Origin of the sequence: Pseudonocardia pini, from assembly GCF_013870575.1 — a bacterium.
GTDB lineage: Bacteria > Actinomycetota > Actinomycetes > Mycobacteriales > Pseudonocardiaceae > Pseudonocardia > Pseudonocardia pini.
Map to the genome: position 1 here is coordinate 1 of NZ_JACBXB010000688.1, position 3025 is coordinate 3025.

At 72.7% G+C, this 3025-nt stretch carries 3 protein-coding genes; 1 reads left to right on the forward strand and 2 read right to left on the reverse strand.

The window, feature by feature from the left end; translation table 11 throughout:
• Nucleotides 1-1127 (reverse strand): PP2C family protein-serine/threonine phosphatase (locus tag H5J29_RS27195; RefSeq protein ID WP_181783848.1); only part of this gene is annotated, 1127 nt, incomplete at its 3' end.
• A complete protein-coding gene (locus H5J29_RS27200) occupies nucleotides 1124-2605 on the reverse strand; it encodes an APC family permease (RefSeq protein WP_181783849.1) in 1482 nt (493 codons plus the stop codon). The genes H5J29_RS27195 and H5J29_RS27200, both read right to left, overlap by 4 nt.
• A 72-nt stretch (nucleotides 2606-2677) precedes the next feature.
• On the opposite strand from H5J29_RS27200, the gene H5J29_RS27205 reads away from it, so the two are divergent.
• Nucleotides 2678-2986 (forward strand): VOC family protein, encoded by a 309-nt coding sequence (locus H5J29_RS27205; RefSeq protein WP_181783850.1) that lies wholly within the window; start codon nucleotides 2678-2680, stop codon nucleotides 2984-2986.
• Nucleotides 2987-3025: the final 39 nt, after the last annotated feature.

Here is a 3025-nt window from a genome sequence, read left to right on the forward strand (position 1 = left end):
TCACCGGTGTCCGCGGTCGTCCCCGCGACGAGGTGGTCGCAGAAGGCCTCGAGCTCCAGCCCGGCCCCCGACCGGGCCAGGGCGAGCAGCTCGGCCGCCGCGAGGTCGTCGGGGTCGTTGCGGCGCTCGGCCAGGCCGTCCGTGTACAGCACCAGTGTGGAGCCGGGGGGCAGCGCGATCTCCTGGTCGTGGCGCAGGCGATCGGGATCCACCCCGAGGACGACGTCCACCGCGCCGCCCACGTGCCGCACCGTCCCGTCGGCCTCGATCAGCAACGGAACGGGGTGCCCGGCGTTCGACCAGCGGAAGACCCGGGTGCCGCCGCGCAGCAGGATCCGGCCGTGCACCAGCGTGGTGAAGCGGGTGACCGCCAGCCGGGAGGCCACCCGGTCCAGCCTGCGCAGCACGTCCGACGGCGCCCCGTCGGTGTCGTAGGCCAAGGACCGCAACATGCTCCGCAGCTGGCCCATGGTCGCGGCGGCGGCGAGGTCGTGGCCCGCGACGTCCCCGACGGCGAGGGCGAGGTCGCCGAACGGGAGCCCGAAGACGTCGTACCAGTCGCCGCCGACCTCGAGCTCCTCGGCCGCGGGCCGGTACCGCGCGGCGACCGAGAGACCCGCCATGCCCAGGTCCGCCATGGCGGGCGGGGCCGTGAGCATCGAGTCCTGCAGGGCCAGCGACACCTCGCGAGTGCGCTGGAAGCGGCGGCCGTGCTCGACCGCGGCCGACGCCCGCGCGGCGAGCTCCGCGACCAGCGCCAGGTCGTCCGGGGTGTAGGCCGGGCGGTCGCCGCAGCCCGCGAACATCAGGCCCGCGATCACCCGGCCGCCGGAGAGCACCGGGGCCACGAGCCGGGAGTTCATCCCGACCTCGCGGGCCCACGCCAGCATCTCCGGCGTGCCCTCCCAGTGGTCGGTGTGCACGGGATCGAGCTCGAGCTCGGGACGGCGGGTGCGGACCGACCGGGCCAGCGGGTGGCCGGGCCCGAACACGAACCGGGCGGCCCCGTCCGGGCCGACGTCCCCGGGGACCAGCGGCAGGCTCATCGACGCCGCCAGCTCGACCGCGATGTGCAACGCCCGCTCGGCGCCCGGGGACGTGTCGAAGCCCAGCACGATCGCGCTCACGGTGTCGTCGCCCCCTCCGGTGCCGTGCTCGGCCGTTCGCGCCAGAACGTCCCGTCCCGCAGCCGCCACCCGATCATGACGACGGTGCCGATCAGGAAGATCGCGATGCCGATGACCAGCGGCGGGCCCATCCCGAACCAGGTGGTGCCGCTGGAGCTGGCCTCCGGGTCGTTGAGGTCGCCGATGGAGCGGACCAGCAGCCAGATCAGCAGCCCCGCGCCGACAACCGGGCCGAGGCCGATCAGGAGGAAGTTGCGCACGCTGCGCAGCAGCTGCCTGCGGTAGTACACGGCGCACGCGATGCCGGTCAGCGAGTAGTAGAAGGCGATCAGCAGCGACAGCGCGGTGAGCGAGTCGAACAGCGCGTTCTCGCTGATGACGTTGGCCAGCACGTACCAGCCGATGGCGATCCCCGCCACGACCCAGGTCGAGACGTCGGGCGTCCGGAACCGCGGGCTGATGTGTGCGAGGCGCTTGGGCAGGGCGGCCCGGCGCGCCATCGACAGGCCGGTCCGCGACGCGGGGATGATCGTCGTCTGGGTGGACGCGAGCGCCGAGGTCGCGACGGAGAGCAGCAGCACCCAGTCCCACCCGCCGAGCACCTGCTCGCCGAGGAGGGCGAAGATCTGCTCCTCCTCGCCCTCGTTGTCGGTGAGGAACGTGGTCCCCGCGAAGGCGACGACCGCGAACGCGACGGCCAGGTAGGTCACCAGCAACACGACCGTCGAGAAGATCCCGGCCCGGCCCGGCGCCGAGGCGGAGTCCTGGGTCTCCTCGGTGAGGTTCACCGCGGACTCCCAGCCCCAGTAGACGAACACGCCGAGCAGCAGCCCGGCCGTCAGCGCCGCCCCGCCCTCGCCGAACGGGTTCAGCCACGAGAACGAGGGGGTGATCGCGTCGAGCGGGCTGTCCCCGGCGATCGCCCGGCCCAGCGCCACCCCGGCGAAGACCAGCAGCGACACGACCTGGGCGAGGATCAGCACGTTCTGGAACCGGGCGGAGATCTCGGTGCCGAGCACGCACACCGCGGTCATGACCACGATGACCGCGGCGGCGAGCGTGACGACCAGCGCCGTGTTCTCGGTCCACGAGTCCAGCCCGACCGTGAGCAGCCCGAACCGGACGGCGACGTCCGCCAGCGAGCCGATGACCAGCACGCCGGTCATCGCGATGGCCCAGCCGCCGATCCACCCGAACCACGGCCCCAGCGCGCGGGTGACCCAGGAGAACGTGGTGCCGCAGTCCTGGTCGACCTTGTTCAGGTAGTAGAAGGCGGAGGCGATCAGCAGCATCGGGACGAACGAGGCCAGCAGCACCCCCGGCGCGTAGACGCCGACCAGCGCGACGACGGGCCCGATGACCGCGGCCAGCGAGTACGCGGGCGAGGTCGAGGCCAGCCCGATCACCAACGCGTCGAGGAAGGTGATGGCGCCCTGCTTCAGCTCCGCCTCGGGTGCGGTCGCCGGTGGACTGGTCATCGGTGTATTGCGCCGCATGTCCGGCTCTGCCACAAGGGCTCTCCGGTTACGGTTTTCGATTGCGGACGGGAAGTGGCCGCAAGGCGCGCGATCCTGGACGAGCTCCGGTCCGGGGACGCGGCGGTCGTCGTGTTCACCGACCGCGAGGGCTACGCGCGTCCGGAGCGCCGCGGCGACACCTACGGGCAGGGCCTCTACCTGGCCTACGACGACCCGGCCGAGGTCGACGCGGTGTGGAAGCGGGCGCAGGCCGCGCAGGCCCCCGTCGTCTGGGAGCTCGAGACGAGCGAGTGGGGCAACCACCGGTTCCGGGTCCTCGATCCCGAGGGTTTCGAGTGGACGATCGGGACGTTGCGACCCGGTCTGCCCGTGGACCGGTGAGCGGCGGCCCTGCCAGGATCCGGCGATGCGGATCCTTCT

Coding starts and splice junctions, on each gene's coding strand:
- H5J29_RS27200 (WP_181783849.1), bottom strand. CDS start 2,605: ATGACCAGTCCACCGGCGACCGCACCCGAGGCGGAGCTGAAGCAGGGC.